The 18,346-nt window shown below is 69.9% G+C and carries 13 protein-coding genes; 6 read left to right on the top strand and 7 right to left on the bottom strand.

From position 1 onward, the window contains the following. The first annotated feature begins 67 nt into the window (after positions 1–67). Together OHA05_RS26705 and OHA05_RS26700 are read left to right on the top strand one after the other, a co-directional pair. A complete protein-coding gene (locus OHA05_RS26705; RefSeq protein ID WP_328861900.1) occupies positions 68–2,263 on the top strand; it encodes a protein kinase domain-containing protein in 2,196 nt (731 codons plus the stop codon). Between the two features lie 43 nt (positions 2,264–2,306). Beyond that, a complete protein-coding gene (locus OHA05_RS26700) occupies positions 2,307–4,367 on the top strand; it encodes a protein kinase domain-containing protein (protein ID WP_328861899.1) in 2,061 nt (686 codons plus the stop codon). Between the two features lie 122 nt (positions 4,368–4,489). On the opposite strand, the gene OHA05_RS26695 is transcribed toward OHA05_RS26700, so the two are convergent. The 7 genes from OHA05_RS26695 to eccB all read right to left on the bottom strand — a co-directional run bounded on the left by OHA05_RS26695 (position 4,490) and on the right by eccB (position 11,928). Further along, positions 4,490–4,789: a WXG100 family type VII secretion target gene (locus tag OHA05_RS26695; protein WP_313943752.1), complete on the bottom strand. Its 300-nt coding sequence runs from the start codon at positions 4,787–4,789 to the stop codon at positions 4,490–4,492. 68 nt (positions 4,790–4,857) lie between these two features. Continuing rightward, positions 4,858–5,205 carry a WXG100 family type VII secretion target gene (locus OHA05_RS26690; protein ID WP_313943753.1) on the bottom strand — a complete coding sequence of 116 codons (348 nt, stop codon included), beginning with the start codon at positions 5,203–5,205 and terminating at the stop codon, positions 4,858–4,860. Between the two features lie 119 nt (positions 5,206–5,324). Then, complete coding sequence (locus OHA05_RS26685; RefSeq protein ID WP_328863464.1) at positions 5,325–6,407, bottom strand: S8 family serine peptidase; 1,083 nt, start codon at positions 6,405–6,407, stop codon at positions 5,325–5,327. 193 nt (positions 6,408–6,600) lie between these two features. Next, positions 6,601–8,439 (bottom strand): hypothetical protein, encoded by a 1,839-nt coding sequence (locus tag OHA05_RS26680; protein ID WP_328861898.1) that lies wholly within the window; start codon positions 8,437–8,439, stop codon positions 6,601–6,603. Between the two features lie 6 nt (positions 8,440–8,445). Next, the gene (locus OHA05_RS26675) at positions 8,446–8,931 is read right to left on the bottom strand and encodes a hypothetical protein (RefSeq protein WP_413777722.1); all 486 of its coding nucleotides are present in this window, start codon (positions 8,929–8,931) and stop codon (positions 8,446–8,448) included. A 241-nt stretch (positions 8,932–9,172) separates the two neighbouring features. Continuing rightward, a complete protein-coding gene (gene mycP / locus OHA05_RS26670) occupies positions 9,173–10,396 on the bottom strand; it encodes a type VII secretion-associated serine protease mycosin (protein ID WP_328861897.1) in 1,224 nt (407 codons plus the stop codon). Positions 10,397–10,407: 11 nt separating this feature from the next. After that, positions 10,408–11,928, bottom strand: coding sequence for a type VII secretion protein EccB (eccB, locus tag OHA05_RS26665; protein WP_328861896.1), 1,521 nt, complete (start codon positions 11,926–11,928; stop codon positions 10,408–10,410). 180 nt (positions 11,929–12,108) lie between these two features. On the opposite strand from eccB, the gene eccE reads away from it, so the two are divergent. The 4 genes from eccE to OHA05_RS26645 all read left to right on the top strand — a co-directional run bounded on the left by eccE (position 12,109) and on the right by OHA05_RS26645 (position 18,260). Then, positions 12,109–13,443 (top strand): type VII secretion protein EccE, encoded by a 1,335-nt coding sequence (gene eccE / locus OHA05_RS26660; RefSeq protein WP_328861895.1) that lies wholly within the window; start codon positions 12,109–12,111, stop codon positions 13,441–13,443. Next, entirely contained in the window at positions 13,443–14,150 is a 708-nt protein-coding gene (locus OHA05_RS26655; RefSeq protein WP_328861894.1) for a hypothetical protein, read from the top strand. Before eccE ends, OHA05_RS26655 begins: the two co-directional genes overlap by 1 nt. 215 nt (positions 14,151–14,365) lie before the next feature. Next, a complete protein-coding gene (locus OHA05_RS26650) occupies positions 14,366–14,599 on the top strand; it encodes a DUF397 domain-containing protein (protein ID WP_313943759.1) in 234 nt (77 codons plus the stop codon). 487 nt (positions 14,600–15,086) lie between these two features. Further along, positions 15,087–18,260: an SCO5717 family growth-regulating ATPase gene (locus OHA05_RS26645; protein ID WP_328861893.1), complete on the top strand. Its 3,174-nt coding sequence runs from the start codon at positions 15,087–15,089 to the stop codon at positions 18,258–18,260. Positions 18,261–18,346: the final 86 nt, after the last annotated feature.

Here is an 18,346-nt window from a genome sequence, read left to right as displayed (position 1 = left end):
GCCAGTCGGCCCAGGTACTCGCGACCGAATTCCGTGTCCCCGACACCGTTTCCAGGACCTGATGACCATGCTTGCGCCTCTGACCCACGACGACCCCGGCGAGATCGGTGGCCACCGGCTCCTCGCCCGCCTCGGCCACGGCGGCATGGGCACCGTGTACCTCGCGCGCTCCGCAACGGGCCGCACCCTGGCCCTGAAAACCATGCACGCTCACATCGCGTCCGACCCGGCCGCGCGCATCCGCTTCCACCTCGAAAGCGACGCCGCCCGGATCATCGGCGACCACCACGGCGCGGCCGTCTTCGCCGCTGACCCGGCCGCAGAAACCCCCTGGCTCGCCACGGAGTACGTCCTCGGCCCGCCCCTGGACGACGCCGTCGCCCTCTGCGGCCCCCTGCCCGAGGCGTCCATCCGAGCCTTGGGCGCGGCTCTCGCCGGGGCTCTGGCCCAGCTCCACGCCTCCGACGTCGTCCACCGCGACCTGAAGCCCTCCAACATCATGATCACGGCCTACGGTCCCAAGATCATCGACTTCGGCATCGCCCGCGCCGCCGGCGACGATCGCCTCACCCGCACCGGCACCGCCGCGGGCACCCCAGCCTTTATGTCCCCGGAGCAGGCCACGGGACAGGAACACACGCCTGCGGGCGACGTGTTCGCCCTCGCCGGTGTCCTCGTATTCGCCGCCACAGGCCACGGCCCCTTCGGCACGGGACAGGCCGCTGACCTGCTCTATCGCGTCCGCTATTCCGACCCCGACCTGATGGGACTGCCGGCGGGCCTCGCCGCCGTCCTCAGCGGGGGCCTGGCCAAGAATCCGGCGCACCGGCCGACGACACAGGGACTCGCCGCCGAACTGCACGACGGCCGGGGTCAGTTCGCCGATCACCTACCGGACGGAGTGCTGACGGACATAGGTCGTCGCGCGACCGAGGTCTGGCAGCACCGGCCGTACAGACTGCCGGTGCCCGCCGATCACGCGGTGGCACCGACGGCTCCGGCAGCGAGAGCCACATCAGTGGGGCGTCGCAAGGCGCTGGCCATCGGCGGCGGTTCACTGCTGGCCGTGGCGGGCGGCGGAGCCGGATGGTGGACCCTGCGGGGCGGAAGGAAGCCGAACACGCAGTCGGCGAAGTCGCCGACCGTTCTGTGGCGACGGAGCATCGTGACGGCGCCGCCGGCGGATCTCGGCCGGCCCCGGCTGATCGGCGACCGCATCCTGGTGGCGTCGGAGGGAGGCCTCACCGCACTCGACGCGTCCACCGGTCGCACCATCTGGTCCGCGAACCCCGTACTCAGCCCCTGGGACGTGGCAACCGACGGGGAGAACCTCTACGCGGTCGACTACTCGCTGTCCCCGACGGAGGGCCTGCGCATCGTGCAGATCGACCTCGAGGACGGTTCGCTCGGGGATCCTCTCATCGACACCAAGGCCTACAACGGAAAGCTGCTGGGGAACCAGCTCCTCGATGTGACCGAGGACATCGCCTGGCTGCTCACGGCGCGGGCCCCGGCGACGGACGCCGACACCCCGGACAGCACGCACCCCGACCGTGGGTGGCTGCTCGCCGCGTTCTCCCTGTCCGACGGCACGAAGCGGTCGGAGGTCGCCCTCGATGCGAAGTACCCCGAGGACTATCCGTGGGTGATCGGTATGCGCACGTCGGGCAGCCTTCTGGTGCTCTTCTTCCGCACCGAGGCGGGCGGCGTCGAGGCGCTCGTGTGCGACAAGAAGTCGGGGAAAGCCGCATGGCGGGACACTCTTCCGCTCAAGGCGGACGACGCCGCACGCAGCCCGATGGCCGTCGACCGGGACAACCTGTACGTCGCGTCGGACGGCCTGTCCGCCCGACGTCTGTCCGACGGCGAAGAGGCGTGGACGTACCGGGATGCGCGGGCCTCGTACGGCGCCCCCACCGTGCACGAGGGTGTGGTCTACGCGGTGGAGGACACCGGCCCGTGCGCACTGGTGGCCGTCAGCGCCGCAACCGGCAAACTCCTGTGGCGGGAGAAGGAACCCGTCCGGTCAGGAAATGAACTCGAGGTCGCGCCCAGTGTTGACGAGCACTTCGTCTACAAGCACAGCGCCGCCGGCGTCCGCGCGATCGACCTCGGAACCCACGCGTCGGTGTGGCTCCACGACAAGCGTCTGGACAGGTTCAGCGCCCTGTCGGCGCCGGGCCTCCTGATCGGCTTCGAGGAGAACGGCCTGATCGCACTACGGCCCGACGGCACGTCGGGCCCGCCGTCGTCCTCTTCCTGAGGCACCGCCCGTACCTCTCCCTCCGCGAAAGGCTGCCCACTTCATGCTCCCTCTCGGCCATGGTGACCCGATCCGGCTGGGGTCTTACCGCCTCACGGGTGTGCTCGGGGAAGGCGGCATGGGCAAGGTCTACTTCGGGATCGACAACGTCGGCCGGGCAGCGGCCGTCAAGGTGCTGCGTCCCGACCTCGCGCACGACAGACATCTCGCGGATCGGTTCCTGCGCGAGGCCCACACCGCGCAAGCCGTCCACAGCAAGGGCATCGCACAGGTCCTGGGCGCGCAGACCGAGGGCGGACGTCCCTGGATCGCCACCGAGTACCTCGCCGGGCCCACACTCGATCAGAGCGTCGACGCGGGCGGTCCCCTGGACGAGGGAACGACACGAGCTCTGGCGGTGGCGCTCGCGTCGACGCTTCAGGACATCCACCGGGCCGGCCTGATCCACCGGGACCTCAAGCCGTCGAACATCGTGCTGACCTCCGGCGGCCCCCGCATCATCGACTTCGGTATCGCTCGCCCGGAACACGGGCTGACCCTCACCACGACAGGCCAGGCGCCGGTCACTCCCGGGTACGGCGCGCCCGAACAGATCCTCGGACAGCGGGTCGGCCCCGCCGCGGACGTGTTCTCCCTCGGTGCTGTGCTCGTCTATGCGGCGAGTGGCAGGCCTGCGTACGACGGGGGTCATGTGGCCGCGGTCCAGTACGCCGTGGTTCACGAACGCCCCGACCTCGATGCCGTGCCGCCGGCGCTCCGGGCCCTCATCGAGCCGTGTCTGGCCGGGGATCCGGCCCAGCGCCCCCAACCCGCGGCCATCACCGCCGCCTTCGCGTCCTCGCGGGCCCCGCAGCGCCTGTGGAAGCACGGCCCGCTCGCCCAGCAGATCAAGGAGCACGAAGCCAGGGCCAGGACTCTCACCGCCGTCACTCGCGTTCCGGCAGAGGGCGCAACGCCGTCGAGGCGCCGGTTTCTCACCTCACTCGCCGTGGGCGGCACCGTGCTGGCCCTGGGAGGAGGCGGTGCCTGGTGGCTGACGGCTGGGCCCGATCTTCCTGAAGCGGCGGACGCGAAACCCGCCAAGCCGCTGCCCTCGAACGGCTACGAACGGGGCACGCCACCGAAGCCGTTGTGGGGGCCGCTGAAGGTCGCAGCGCCGGAAGCGTCGGTCCTGGTGCCGCTACGGGACGTCGTGATGTTCGCCGGTGGCTCCGGAGGCCTGGTCGCGCACCGAGTGACCGACGGAGGGAAGAAGTGGTCACTCGCCGAGGTCGCACCGGCCGCCGGACTGGTACCACTGGCGGCCCAGCAGTTCGCCGCGGCGACTGCGGGCGGAGAGGTCATGGCCTTCGACGCATCGACCAGCGAGAAGAAGTGGTCTGTTGCGGCGGATACGGAGAAGCTCCTGGCAGCCGCGCCCGACGCCTCTGCCGTGTATGTACTGACGAAGGAAGGTCAACTGGCTGCGGTGGACACCGCGAAGCGCAAGGTCCGCTGGGAGGTGCTCGCACCCGCCGGTCTGAACCTGGACCCCGGCGCCGTGGGAGCGGCTGGAGCGGGCGTACTCGTCGTGTGCTCGTCCGACGGGACCTACTGCGCCTTCGACGCCGCGAGCGGCGAGGACCTGTGGCAGCTGAACAGCCGTAGCTCGACAGCCCTCACCCCGGCCGTCGAGGAGGGGATAGCGTACCTGGGTGGAGAGAAGCTCCTCGCTGTCAGCCTGCGGACAGGTGACGAGATCTGGTCCACGCAGTCGCAGTCGTCCAACCCGTCCCAGGGCGGGTGGGGCTCACCCACCATCGACCACGCGAGCCTCGCCGTGATCGACGACGGTCGCCTCTACCGTGTGGACAAAGCCGCGGGCGGCGAAGGGCAGGTCGCATGGCCGGACGGCAGTGAACCGTCCCGTGGCCACCCGCCCGTCGCCGAGGGCCGCACCGTGTGGATCACGGAAGGCGGCACGTCCTCCGGGGTGTCCGCTTTCAACGACTCGCTCCTGTGGACATACGAGGCCGAATCGGAAGGGCCCTGGTACATGGCAGGTGCGGGCAATCGGGTGTTCCTGTTGAACAAGGGCTCGATCGTCGCGATGCCGGTGATCTGACGCAGGCCGGTGCGCGCCTGACGCAGCCCGGTGCGCGGCGCGCTTCGCACCCGGGAGCGCACGCGAAGGAGGTGGGCACCCCTCGCGCGTGCCCACCCCACCTTGCTGCGTACTACTTCGAGCTAGTGGAAGTAGCTGGCAGCCTTCTTGTCGCCACCCATGTAGTCGCCGCCTGCCTGGCCAACGACCTTGCCGATCCCCTGGAGAGCCTGCTGAATGTCTGCGGCTTCCTTGTCCCACAGCTCTTGCTGCTCGACGTAGGCCTGGTGCGCTTCGCCCTCCCAGCCGGCGGCGACGCTGGCCATGGCCGTCTTGATGGAACGCAGGTCCTCTTCGAGCTTCTTGGCCTGGTTGCCGAGCACCGTGGCCGTCGCGTCGAGAGCTCCGTACTTGACGACAAGCCCGTCGTAATTCGTGCCCATGATTCCCTCACTCACCTGTTGTTGTGATTCGGCTTTTGGCCTGCCGAGATCGGATCCGCCCAGCGGTTCTAGAGCTTGCTGAGGTTCGACGGCGCGGTGGTACCGACACCGAGGTCGACGTTGATGCTCTGAACAGCGGCACGGACGTCATCCTCCGAACCGTCCTTGATCTTCCTCGAAGCGCTCAACGCCTCAAGGAACTTCGCCAGGATGTTGCCGAGACGCACCATCGAGGTGTTGATCTCTTCCTGCTTGCCGTCGAAGGCGCCGCGGGCGATACCCTGCCACTGGCCCTCAAGGCTGTCGATCGTGCCCTGAATCTGCTGAAGCTGGCCCTTGATCGAGGTGAACTTCTCGAAGAGGTGCTTCTCGAGCTGGATGACTTGCTGGTCTGAAAGCCGCTGGCCCTGTGACACGGTTGCGTTTCCCTTCTGAACTACGGTTGTGACTGACTGGGTTGTGCTGCACCAGGTTGCTGGGTAAAGCACAACGTGCGGTGCAGGTCTGAACGGGCCTTCGCAGCCCGGCCGTTCGGTCAGACGGTGCGACGCTTTCGGACGACGGCGAAGGCGCCGACGGCGATCACCACGGCTGCGCCGATCCCGATGATGAGCCCCAACTGCCCGCCGTCCGAGGTGCTCTTGCTAGAGCCTGCCACGGTGGCGGCGGAGCCGGGCTTGGGCTTGGGGGGCTGTGACGAAGCTGGTGCAGAGGGGGCGGTGGAGCCGCCGGTCTTCTCATTGGTCAGCGGGCTGAGGTTCGGGTCGCCCGGCTTGCCGATGCCGCGGTTGATGGCGGCGTTGGGGCGGACGATGCCGTGCCCGACGTAGTTGCTCACGGTGCCGGGCTTCCAGTCGTCGCCCCGGCCGGCCGACTCGAACATGACGCGGAGCACCTGGTTGGCGGTCCAGTCGGGATGCGCAGACCAGATGAGGGCTGCGGATGCAGATGCGATCGCGCTGGCTTGGCTCGTGCCCTGGCTGACGCAATACCGCTTGAATGACTCGTCGCACCACGAAGGGATCTTTACGCCGGGCGCCGCTAGGTGGACCTCATCGCCGTGTTCCGAAAACGACGCCACCCGTCCTTCTGAATTGGTCGCTGCAACGCCGACCACGTCCGGGTACGCGGCGGGATAGTCGACGTAGTTCAGCCCTTTGGCTTCGTTGCCGACGCTGGAGAACATCACCTTCCCCTTCTTCGCCGCGTACTGCACCGCTTCCCTGGTGTCGTCATCCCAGCCATCCTGCCCCAGGGAGACATTGATGATCTGGGCATCGCTATCTGCGGCTGCACGGATCGCCTTGTCCAAGGTGTGCAACCGGTCAGGCGCTTCCTTGTCCCGCATTTCAGCGATAAGGGTTCGAATGGGGAGGATTTTGGCACCAGGTGCGAGCCCTTGAATGCCACCGCCTTTTCCGGTGCCGGCGATCAACTCAGCCATAGTTGTGCCATGGCCGTCGTAGTCATCTGTCTCATCGCCTGAGATACCTGCTACGTCAATGCCCTTGACAACCTGACCCTTCAGGGACGGAGTGGACGGATTCACGCCACCATCGATGACGGCGACCGAAATCCCCTTCCCCGTGCTCTTCCGCCAGATGTCAGAGGCTCGCATCGCGTCCAAGTACCACTGCTGTGGCCTTACATCCGCGGCGACAGCGGCGGGAGCAAGCCCCGTAAGGGTAAAAGTCAACGCGCCACAGGCTGCCACTGTGGACAACACTCGCCGTCCGACAGTAGGCAACTTGCGGTACATCCGAGGCTGGCTCATTGCTGCCGTCATCCTGCCTTCCGAACCTTCCCTGTCCTTAATCGATCACCGGTGGAACAGCTCCGCGCCGCCGTACCGCCCATGTCTCTTCGTCCTCTGTCAGGTAGTCCGGACGGGCAGACCCAGAACTCTCCTGCTCCTCGTCATTGTGCTGCCGCTGCCCGGGGCGGCTGCCGGTGAGCCCTGCGCCGCCCGTCGTGAAGCCACCCGCACCCGACCGAGAGCCACCTGCGCCGGCACTCCGCGGCGTGCCGACAACCCCGTTCGAGCTGGGAGTTCCCCGACCCGCCGGCCGTGCAGCACTCTGAGCAGGGCCGCCCACGACACCCGACTGACTAGGCCTCGCGGCGGAAGAACGCCCTGCCGTGGGCCCCTCGCCACCGATAACCGTGCCGCGAGGAATACGCGAACCGGATGAGCCACCGGCGGTGCGCTGCGGCGTCCCGCCTACGATGCCATCGGTTCGTCCGGACCTGGGCCCGGAAGCCCTTGTCCCGGCACGGCCCGCGGTCGGCTGCCCTGCTGCACCAGCTCGGCCTGCGACTGGGTTTTGCCCCCCAGCGCCTGCCCCACCGGCACGTCCAGAGGCGGGGGTGCCACCTGTCCCGCCGGCGCGTCCCACGGGAGTGCCACCTGTCCCGCCGGCGCGTCCCACGGGAGTGCCACCTGTCCCGCCGGCGCGTCCCACGGGAGTGCCAGTACCGGTGGCTCCCGGTCGGCCGACGGCACCGGCATTGCCGGCTGTTCCCGACCGACCAACCGACGGGGACCCGCTGCCACCCGTTGCCCGCCCGACAGGGCTGGAGGTCCCGCCGCCACCGACCCTCGGCACGCCAGACGTGCCCACTGAGCGGGCGGTCCCGCCCTTTACAGGGTTCGCGAACCCATTGGTCATCGGCGGGACCGGTCCTCCCCCTGTGGTGCTGGGGGTACCAGTGGCTGTGACGGGCTGAGCCGGTCCGGGGCCCGTAGTCGGAGCCGGCGGCGTCGCGACGCTGTCGATCTCCATCGACGTGTTCCGGTCCGGAACGGGTACGACCACGCGGTCTGGCCCAGTCCGCGAAGGGTCACGCTCGTCAACGGATACCGCACGATCCGCCGTTGCCTGTGAAGCCGCTTTGGAGTCTGCCCTGGACGTCTCAGTCTGCGACTCCGAGACCGGTCCGGCGGAACGCGGAGCCGGAACCGCCGCCTTCAGCATCTTCGGCATCTCCGGCGGCTGCTGCTGCGCCAGCGACTGCTCCGAGACCGCGTAGAACGACGACAGGCGGTTCATCTGGTTGATGGCCTCCTGACGGTTCTTCTCCACCTTCACGGCCTCGATGTACTCCGGGTTGGTGTCCTTGGCCGGCGCCAACGCGAATGCTTCTGGCTTCTTCGCGATCAGCCGAGTGTCGCGCTCCCGCGGCATGGAGTTCTTCACCGAGGTCAGGCCCGTGCTGGCGACCGTCATCTGCGTGCCGACCACGTTGGCGAAGGCGCCCAGCTTCCAGGCATAACCGGCAAGTTCGCTGCCGTAGCGCTGGAACTCGGTCGCTCCCTCGCCTTTCCAGTCCGTCTTCTTGACGAAGTCGTCGAGGTCCTTGGCCGCCTTGTTGAGGGCGACCCGAGCCTTTTCGAGGTTCTCTCCGGCCCGCTCGAGGTCCGAGGGGTTGGAAGCTTCGAGCAGGTCGAGCATGGCGTTGAGCTGAACTTCTTCGAAGCTCGTCTTGCCGAACAGGCCGCCGGCGTTACCGAAGCCGATCTTGTCCATCACCGTTGCGAAGCGCTCGAGGGCGTCAGTCGCGCCGAATTGGCCCTCGATCTGCGAAGCGGTCTCGGCCTGCTTCTTCTCGTGATCCTGAGGGGTCAGCTCCGGCTTCTTCTCATCACCCATCAGTCGTCACCCCCATTCCCCTGTGCCACCGGTGTCGTTCTGGCGAGGTGCATCGGGCTCGCCACCCTTGTCTCCCGGCTTCTTCTCCCGCTGCTCCTGAGCCTTCCTCTCCTCTTCCAGGCGTGCCTGGATGGTGTGGAAGCGGGCCCGCAGTTCTTCCTCGACGTTGTTGTAGCCGACGTCCGCGGCATGTACGCCGATGCTCATCAGCTCGATCTGGTCGCTGAGACTCCGGGAGAGCGACGTGAGTGCCGAGTGCACACGGTTGTACTGGGTGAAGAAGCCGTCCGCCTCGGCGAAGGCCATATTGGTTCCGCTGAACGAGCCGCGCGAGACCTCCTGAGCAGCCACCTTCGACTTCCCGGCCGCACCGCTCTCGAAGTCCGCCAGCAGTGCGTTGATCTGCTTCTGGAACGTCTTCAGCGCGCCTACACCGCGCGCGAGGTCACTCCCACCGGACGCGCTGCCCCCGCCACCTTCTGCCTCGAGCACGATGCCCGTTCCTCCCCGTTTGCTCCAGCTGTCCCACGTTGCGATCGTGGTGAACCGGCCATCACCGATCGTCGACCTACCACTCTAGCCACTGGGTCTGACAGCCCCAAGTGCCTTATACGTCACTCGACTTCTCTGGTGTGACGCTTCACGACCGCTATGCGGTTGCAATCGTTCCCATCATGACAGTCCTGTGAAAGTTGACCCCACTGAGCCCATCAACCCCTCACAGAACTCCGGCTCACCCTTCCCCGAGCCTCCGCGCGCGGCGCCTCGAGTCGCGGAACGCCACCGCGCCGCCCGCGATCGACGCCACCAGGACGCCCCCTCCCACAACGACGTACGTCGCCATCCGGGAGTTGCGTTCCGCGGCCGATTCCCCGAGTTGGAGTTCGGCCGGGGTCGGGACCTCGCCCTTTGTCACTCCTTCGTGGGCCACCGGTTGCTCGATCGGCTTGTCATCCTCCGTCAGGGCGCGGACCGGGTCCACGACTCCCCAGCCGACCAGGCGGTCGTGGCCCGGGGTGGAGCGTTCCGCCGTCTGCTGGATCTGGGCCACGATCTGCTTCTGGGTCCAGTCGCCGTGCTTGCTCTTGATCAGGGCCGCGACCCCGGCGACGTAAGGGGCGGAGAAGCTGGTCCCGTTGTCGGCGCAGTGGCCTTTGCCGGGGACCGTGGTGACCATGTCCACACCGGGGGCCGCGATGCCGACGAAGTCGCCGGACTGGGAGAAGGCCGCCCGTTCGTTGTTGCGGTCCGAGGAGGCCACCGCCAGGACGCCGGGGTACGAAGCGGGATACGTCTTCTTCACGTTGCCACCGAGGCCGTCGTTGCCCGCCGAGGCGACGACCACCACGTCCTCGTCCAGGGCAGCGTCCACCGCCTGCTTCAGGGCGGGTGCCGGCTCCACCGCGTCGGCCGTGTCCTGGGAGATGTTGATCACGTCGGCGCCCGCGGCGACCGACCTGGTGATCGCCGAAGCCAGCGACGCCGCGGTGCCGTTGCCCTCCGCGTCGTTCTGCTTGACCGGGATGATCGTGGCGGCGGGGGCGAGGCCCACGACGCCCGTGCCCTTGAGAGGGCGGGCGGCGATGATGCCGGCGACCTTGGTGCCGTGGCCCACCGTGTCCGTGGTGCCGTTGCTCGCACCGCGGTCGATCTTCTCGCCCTTCTTGTTCTTGGCGGGCAGAAGGTTCATGCCCTTCTTGGCGTCCACCGCGCGCTTCAGCTGTGGATTCCTGGTGTCCACGCCGGTGTCGATGACGGCGACCTGCACGCCCTTTCCGGTGGACTGCTTCCACAGTTCGTCCAGCAGTACGCGTTGCAGCGCCCAGGGCCTGCCCTTATAGGTGTCGCCGGGGAACTTGCACTGGCTCGAGTCGGCGGTGGCCGTCGTGGCCGGCATGCCGATGAAGACCAGTGCCGTCGCCGCCGCGAGCCTGAGGGATCGGTGGGTGTACGTCATCGTGGGCGGCCTCACGAGCCCTGGGGCTGGGTCGCGGCGCCGGTCGACAGACGGGGGCCCGTCGGCAGGAAGCCGGCCCAGGCGGCCGGGATCGGCAGCGGGTCGACCTCCTTGTAGCCGAGCCGTTCCTGCGCGTCCTGCGCTTCTTGCTGGACGTCTTCCTTGCCAGAGCCCGAGGACCCGATGCCGGAGTCGTCGGTCGCGCTGTCACCGTTGGACTGCATGGCATACCGCAGACCCGTGTCGGTCACCAGGAAGAGGAAGCCGGAGCGGGTCGAGGATCCCTTGAACTGGCGGAACAGCTGGCCGGATCCCGGGGTGACGTACGCACTCGTGGAGCCCGTGGGCAGCTCCGCCGGAAACCGTGTGCCGGCCCAGGTGCTGAGCGTGGTGCTGCCGTCGTCCTCGTCCACCTTGCGCAGCACGTTGCACACCGTGTTGCGGCTTCCCTCGTCGGTGCTCGCTGAGTTGACCGGCCTGGGCGCGTTCGCCGGCCACTTCTTGTCGTCGCCGAAGGGGGTGCCGGGCTGGAAGCTGGCGGCGCTGACGGAGGTCGCCCGGCCCGCCTGGCCGAGCTTGATCAGGTCCCGGCTGTTGAGCAGCAGCTTCGCGGTGAAGTCGGAGACGGGGGCCACCCGGCCGCGGAGGACGACGTACTGCTGGTTCTTCGTCCCGTCGGTCGCGGTGAGGACCATGCCGACCTTGTTGACCTTGGGATCCAGCTCTCCGGACACTCCGGCGTCGGTGCCGGGGGTGTCGGGAATCCTGGGGAAGGAGATGGGGTCGCCCTTGTGCAGGGTGCTCAGCCAGGCCTCGGAGACCCGCTGCGGCTCACGGCCCTGGCCGACGAGCTGTCGCAGCAGCAACTCGTCGTCGGCGACGGGGTATGCCGTGCCGCCGGCGTCGACGATGTACCGGGCCTCGCCGGGCCCTTCCACGTACATCAGATCGCCGCCGGTGAGGCGGTTCGGCCCCTCGGTCTTCGACTCCTGGCGCTCGGCGAAGACGAAGGCCGCCTTCTCGATCGCCCTGCCGCCCTCGCCCGGACGCTCGCACACGGCCCAGCGCTTGGCCGCTCCGGCCTCCTTGGCGTCGGGCAGCCGGTCGGGGGCGTACGGGATGCCGAGAGTGGCTCCGTGCGGGATCTTGCCGCTGTCGAGTACGGATTCGTCGACGTTGATGACCTTGCCCTTGCCGGGCTTGAGGAGGAGCTTGGCCGAGGACATGTTGAGCACCGGGTGGAGCTGCCTTTTGCCCTTCGTCTTCAGGACGACGTACCGGGTGGTCGACTTGCTCGCGATGATGACGTTCTCTTCGGCGATGTCCCAGCCCTTGGGCGCGACGGGCTTGAACATCCCCCACGCACCGAACACGGCGAGGATCACGACACCGACGATCGCTCCCGGCACGACCGCACGCAGGGGACGGGGCGCGCCCTCCTCCGAGCCGGTCGCGTTGGGCTGGAGGAACTGCGCGATCAATCTCCGCTTCGCGAAGGTGTAGGCGTTGAGTTCGTCCCGACGTGATGCCATCTGTCCGCTGTCCCTCTCCCCGCTGTGCGGCCGGGCTGTGCACTCTCCGAGCGGGCCCGCCGTCGTTCCGCCCCCCTACTATGCCTGCTGGGGTTCACGACTTACTGCTCAGGTAGGGTGATCGCCCGGTCAACGCCCATGGGAATTTGGTAATTACGGACACGAGGGGGCAACGCGGCGATGGGTACGGCGACGCGCGCGCGAAATGGGCGGACTTCCGGACAGGCGCCCGGCGGTTCCCGCGGGCAACGCAGCAATGCGCAGGTGAGCACCCCTTCGTCGGCCGCCCCCGCGACGACCACCCTGCGCCCCCTGTCCCGCACCAGACGTGTCGGTCCCTTCCAGCTGCGGCAGCTCGCCCTGGTCGAGATCGCGATCGCCCTGGCGCTGATCGGGATGGTCCTCGGTGACCTGTGGATGATCCCCGCGGCGGTCATCGGCTCGGTCCTCGTCCTGCTGGCCTTCGTGCGGCGGCGTGGCCACGCCGTCCAGGACTGGGTGGCGACCGCCCTCGGCCTGCGGGTGCGCAGGCGGGCGGCAGGTCCCGCCGCGGCGGACACCGACCCCTCGCTGGCGCCTGTCGTCGAAGGCGCTCCCGGTCTGCGCCCGTTCACCTTCGTCGACCGCGACCGCCGCACCATCGGGATGCTGGGAGACGGCACGTTCCTGACCGCGGTCGTACGCGTCGAGGCGAGCGGCTCCGCGCTGCGGCCGGCGTTCGGTGCGCGGTCGTTGTCGCTCTCGCTGCTCGGCGGGGCTCTCTCGGTGGACGACATCGTGCTGGAATCGGTGCAGTTGGTGCAGCAGGTGCGTTCGGCCCCTGCGCCGCATCTGCCGCAGCAGTCGGTCGCGCGGCTCTCGTACGCACCGCTCCAGGAGCGGACCGGGGCGCCCGCCCTGCGGATGACCTGGGTGGCGGTGAAGCTCGACCCCGAACTCTGCCGGGAGGCCGTCGAGGCACGCGGCGGCGGGATCGAGGGCGCCCAGCGCTGTCTCGTCCGGGTCGCCGACCATGTGGCGAGCCGGGTCACCGGCGCCGGGTTCCAGGCGGTCGTCCTGGACCAGGAGGAGCTGAACTCCGCGATGGCGACGGCCGCTTGCGCGAGCCCGCGCCTCGCCGCCCGTGCGAGCAGGCCCGATGCCGCACCGCAGCAGCGGACCGCGGAAACCGCGCGGGTCTGGCGCTGCGACGACCGCTGGCACACGACCTATGCGGTGAGCCGCTGGCCCGAGTTGGGACGCGGCGCCGCGCCCCTTCCCAAGCTGGTGTCCACCCTCACGGCGGCGCCCGCGTATGCGACGACCTTCAGCCTCACCCTGCGCCGCGGTCCGCACCAGGGCGGGATGGCGGTGGCCGGCCATGTGCGGATCACCGGCGGCTCGGACTCCGAACTCATCGGCGTACGACGGACGTTGGAGCAGTCCGCGCGTGCGGCGAAGGTCGGTCTCGTACGGCTGGACCGCGAGCAGCTGCCCGGTGTCCACGCGACTCTCCCGCTGGGTGGTGTTCTGTAATGGCCAGGATGGCAGCGATGCGCGGACTGATCGGTCCGCGCCATGCGGGGCACACCATGGTCGCCGACCATCTCGGCGCGCTGTCCCTGCCGGTCGGGGACGACGGTGTGGTGATAGGCGACGACTCCGAGGGCCGGCCCCTGATGGTGGGCTTCCACCGGTCGACCCCCTACGACGTGCTGTTGATCGGCGGGCTGTGGACCGCGCAGGTGCTGGCGCTTCGTGCGGCGGGTACCGGTGCCCGGGTCGCGGTGGAGACCGGCCGCGCTCAGGCGTGGACAACGCTTGCGCAGGCCGCCGGCGCGGGCCTCGACTGCATCGCCCTGCACGACGTGGGCCGTGTTCCGCCGATGGGCGCGACGGTCGGCAGCCCGGTCGTGGTGGTGCGGGACTGCGGTATGCGGCCGCCGCGCGGACGCGTGGTGTCGTCGCCCTGGCAGTCGGTCCTGACGCTGCTGCCGTATCTGAGCCCTGTCGCGCCGCGTCTGCTGCGGGACTCGACGCTCGTGGGCGTCCAGCGGGTCTCTCCGCAAGAGGCGGAGCAGATCGGGCGGATCCTCGGTCTGACACGCGTCGAGATCGACGCCCTGCCGACGCTGGCGGACGGTGTCACGCTCTGGGTCGCCGGGCGTGAGCGCCACTGGGTCATGACGAGCGGCACCGACGCCGAGACGGGGCTGCTGGGCGTCGCCCGCCGGATGGACTGACCGCCGGTCCGTCCACCACCGTCGCCGTCCCCGTACGGGGAAGCCCGCAGGGCGCGGGAAGCGTTCCCGTTCGTGGGAAGCATCTTTGTTGCCCGGAATTCGCGGGCGGGACGGACATAAACTGCCCGCGTGACGTGGACTTGCACCTGGCTCCGGGAAGCCTCCCGGCACGTGGGGCAGGTCCGTCTCGCCTTTACCGAAAGGGAGCTTGGCTGATGGGGAGCGCTCAGGAGAAGGACGAGCTGTACGCCCTCGACATCTCTGACGTCGAGTGGCTCAGCGCCCCCGGCACGAGCGAGGACGAGGAACGGGTCGAGATCGCGCATCTGCCGGGCGGAGCCGTGGCGATGCGGTCGTCCCTGGAGCCCGACACGGTCCTGCGCTACACCGAGGCCGAGTGGCGGGCGTTCGTGCTCGGTGCGCGGGACGGGGAGTTCGACCTCCGCTGAGCGCTGGGCACCGAGCGCCGAGTTCCGCGGGCGCACCGGGCGGCGTCCATTCACGGGTCGCGTCGTGCCCGCTGTGTGCCGTGAGCGGTGTCGTTCGTGTCGAGGTGCTGTGCAGGTGCTGTGTGCCGGAGAGTGGTGCGCGCATCGTGCGCGCCGGTCGTCGAGACCGGATTGTTGGCGCGGCCTCCTTGAAGACCGGTGGCGCCGAATTCCGTATGCAGTTGTACCGGTTTGCCCCACGCGTTTCCTCACGCTCAGCCGCCCGCAGTTCACTTGGGGGCATCGGGTGACGTACGGGACAGCAGCCTGGGGGTGGGCGGGCCTGCCGGAGCGCCCTTGTTGACGATTAGGGTGGTACGGAAAGCGGCAGAGGAACATGCGGGGATGCCCGCTGCGTCCCAGGGGGAGAGCCGGGCCGATCGGTTGTCAGCGGTCGCCGCCCCCACCCACTACGGCACAAGGGTGCTCGACCACACCAGGAGGCACAGTGAACAGCGATCGGGACGAGATCCGCGGGGGATGGGACCTTCCCGCCGACGAGTCCGACGCGGAGCCCGCCGAGCTGACGGGTGAGTTCACCATCGACTACACCCCTCCGGCCTGGTACACGCAGAACGCCTCGGGTGACTCCTCGGGCGCGAACGCGGGGCAGCAGGGGCAGGGCGGTACGCCGCCTCCGCAGCCGACCGGGGCGCCGGTGGCGATGCCCGGAGCGCCCGCGAGCGGCGGCTTCGAGCCGAACTGGCAGCAGCCGGCTCCGCCCGCCCAGGCACCTCACGCACCGCAGACGCCTCCTCCGTCGCAGACCCCTCCCCCTGCGCAGACACCGCCCGCGGTCGTGCCGGGCCCCGACCCGGTCCAGGGGCAGCCGCCGGTTCCGGAGTCTCCCGAGAGTGCCGGGGCACCCGAAGCCCAGGCCCCCGCTCCTCAGGCACCCACGCCCGGTCCGGAGTCGGCTCCCGAGCCCGAGCCGCAGCCCTTCGGCGGCGGTGATGTGGAGAGCGGCGCCACCATGCGGTTCTCCCCCGCCGCGCTGAGGCGCGAGATGGAGGAGCGTGCGGCGGCGAAGGAAGCGGAGGAGGCCGCGGCCTCGGACGCCGCCGGTGAGCCCGAGCCCACGTCCGCCGATGCCGACGCCGACGCCGATGCTCCGGCCGACGCCGAGACCTCCGTCGACAACGAGCAGACCGGCGACGCCGAGCCGGAGTCGGACACCGAGGCCGGCTCCGAGGCGGACAGCGACACCGGCGATGACGGGGACAGCGCGCCGCGCGCCGACACCGAGTTCGAGGGTCCGGACACGGCGACGGCCGACGACGTGACCGCGGATGCGGCCGCGGTGGACGAGCCGTCCGACTCCGTGCCCGAGGACGCCGTCCCCGAGAGCCCCGCGCCCGTCACGGCCGCCGAACCGCAGGACGCTCCCCCGGCACCGGCACCGGCGCCCGCTCAGCCCTGGTCCCCCACGCCGCCCGCACAGGATGCCGGGCTGCCTCCGCTGCCGCCCGCCTTCCAGCCTGCCGCGCCCGCGCCCGCGCCGCAGTGGCCCGCGACTCCGCAGACCCCGGACCCGTCCGTGCCGCCCCAGGCCCCGGCCCCGACCGGGTACGGGTTCCCCCAGCAGGCGCAGCCCGGGCAGCCGCCGCAGGCCGTACCGCCGGCCCCGCTGCCGCCGACGGCACCGGGCCCCAACACCCCGCAGCCGCAGGCCGGTTACGGCTTCCCGCAGCCAGGCCAGCCCGGTCAGCCGCCGCAGGCACCCCAGCCTCCCCAGGCACCGCACGGCGGCGGCTACGGCTTCCCCCAGCAGGCACAGCCGCAGCCCGCACCCATGCCGCCCACGACACCCGGCCCCAACACCCCGCAGCCGCAGGCCGGTTACGGCTTCCCCCAGCCCGGCCAGCCGCCGCAGGCACCCCAGCCTCCCCAAGCACCGCACGGCGGCGGCTACGGCTTCCCCCAGCAGGCACAGCCGCAGCCCGCACCCATGCCGCCCACGACACCCGGCCCCAACGCCCCACAGCCGCAAGCCGGTTACGGCTTCCCCCAGCCCGGCCAGCCCGGCCCCGGCCAGGAGGGTCAGCCGCCGCAGACCCCCCACGCACCCCCGCAGCAGACGCACCAGCAGGGACCGCCCCCGGGCGCCCCCGTCGATCCGCGGGCCGGTGCCGCGTGGCCCACGCCGGTCACGCACGACCAGCGTGAGCGGTCCGTACCGGGTGCGCCGCTCGGGTACACCGCCGCCGTCGAGCTGTCGTCCGACCGCCTGCTGCGCAACAACAAGCAGAAGGCCAAGTCGAGCCGCAACCCGTCCGGCCCCGCCGCCCGCTTCAAGCTCGGCGGCAAGAAGGAGGAGGCCGAGCGGCAGCGGAAGCTCGACCTCATCCGTACGCCGGTGCTCTCCTGCTACCGGATCGCGGTCATCAGCCTCAAGGGCGGTGTCGGCAAGACCACGACGACCACCGCGCTGGGCTCGACGCTGGCCACCGAGCGGCAGGACAAGATCCTGGCGATCGACGCCAACCCGGACGCCGGCACGCTCGGCCGCCGGGTGCGCCGCGAGACCGGGGCCACGATCCGCGACCTGGTGCAGGCGATCCCGTACCTCAACTCGTACATGGACATCCGTCGGTTCACCTCGCAGGCCTCCTCCGGTCTGGAGATCATCGCGAACGACGTGGACCCGGCCGTCTCGACGGCGTTCAACGACGAGGACTACCGGCGCGTGCTGGAGGTGCTGGGCAAGCAGTACCCGATCATCCTCACCGACTCCGGCACGGGGCTGCTCTACAGCGCCATGCGCGGCGTCCTCGACCTCGCCGACCAGCTGATCATCATCTCCACGCCGTCCGTGGACGGCGCGAGCAGTGCGTCGACGACGCTGGACTGGCTGTCGGCGCACGGGTACGCGGACCTGGTTCAGCGTTCGGTCACCGTCATCTCCGGTGTCCGTGAGACCGGCAAGATGATCAAGGTCGATGACATCGTCCAGCACTTCCAGACACGCTGCCGCGGTGTCGTCGTGGTGCCCTTCGACGAGCACCTGGCGGCCGGCGCCGAGGTCGACATCGACATGATGCGCCCGAAGACCCGTGAGGCGTACTTCAATCTGTCCGCGCTGATCGCCGAGGACTTCGCCCGGGCCCAGCAGCAGCAGGGACTGTGGACCGCCGACGGCAATCCGCCGCCGACCATGGCCCCGCCCATGCCGGGCCACCAGCAGGCGCCGGGGCAGTACCCCGCCCCGCCCGCCCCGCAGATCCCCGGACAGCAGATCCCCGGACAGCAGATCCCCGGACAGCAGATGCCCGGACAGCCTGCCCCGGGTCAGCAGTCCTACCCGCCGCAGCAGCCCTATCCGCAGGGTCAGCCGCCCCACCCCCAGGGTCAGCAGCCCTACCCGCCGCAGCAGGGCCAGCCGCCGCAGCAGTACGGCGGTCAGCAGCCGCCCCAGCAGCCCTACCCGCCCCAGGGATGGCAGCAGCAGCCGCCCCAGGCCCAGCCTCCGGCGCAGCCCGCCGGAGCTCCCCCGCAGCCGGGCCACCCTGGTCAGCAGGGCCGGCAGGCCGGTCCGGGGCAAGCAGATTCCCAGGGCCCTGTTCCGCCCGCCGAGTGGATGCAGCAGCAGCCTCCGCAGGCGCCGCCAGCCCCTCAGCAGTAGGGCGTCAGAGGTCTGAACCAATGAGGGCCCGCACCGTCTCCACGGTGCGGGCCCTCGATGCATTCCCGCAGACCACACCATGTTTG

The sequence above is a fragment of the Streptomyces sp. NBC_00306 genome, assembly GCF_036169555.1.
Taxonomy (GTDB): domain Bacteria; phylum Actinomycetota; class Actinomycetes; order Streptomycetales; family Streptomycetaceae; genus Streptomyces; species Streptomyces achmelvichensis.
The sequence above is the reverse complement of the archived record's forward strand: the minus strand, read 5'-3'. Positions and strand labels throughout refer to the sequence as shown.